A 486-nucleotide genomic window follows, 5' to 3' on the forward strand; every position below is an offset into this window, starting at 1 on the left:
GACCGAAGCCTTCGACTGGGACGGCAAATTCTTCAAGCTCAAGAATGTGCTCGGCGATCCCCGCCCTGCCCGCAAGCCGCCGATCCTCAATGCCGCAGGGTCAGGCCAAGGCCGCGCCTTTGCCGTGCGCAATGCCGATTTCCTGTTCACGCCGGCGATCGATCTCGCCCGTTCGTCCGAGGAGATCGCCGCACTGAAGCAGCAGGCGAAGGATGTCGGCCGTGATGTCGGTGTGCTGACCTTCTCGCATGTCGTCTGCCGGCCGACGGAGAAGGAGGCGAAGGACTATCTGCAGCATTTCGGCAAGGACAATGCCGATTGGGAAGCGGTCGACAATCTCGTGCGCCTGCAATTCGCCCATGCGCAGTCCTTCCCGCATGATCTCCTGGCTCTGATCCGCGACCGCATGGCCGCCGGTCATGGCGGTTTCCCGCTTGTCGGCACGCCGGAACAGGTGGCCGAAGGTATGATCGCGCTGCATAAAGC

1 protein-coding gene is annotated in these 486 nt (G+C 62.8%); it reads left to right on the forward strand.

Annotation, left to right across the window (positions count from 1 at the left end):
• The coding region (locus AC1D0P_RS28740; RefSeq protein WP_477679847.1) for an LLM class flavin-dependent oxidoreductase at positions 1-486 on the forward strand (486 nt) is incomplete at both ends.

The organism is Polaromonas sp. P1_G2, assembly GCF_056405515.1.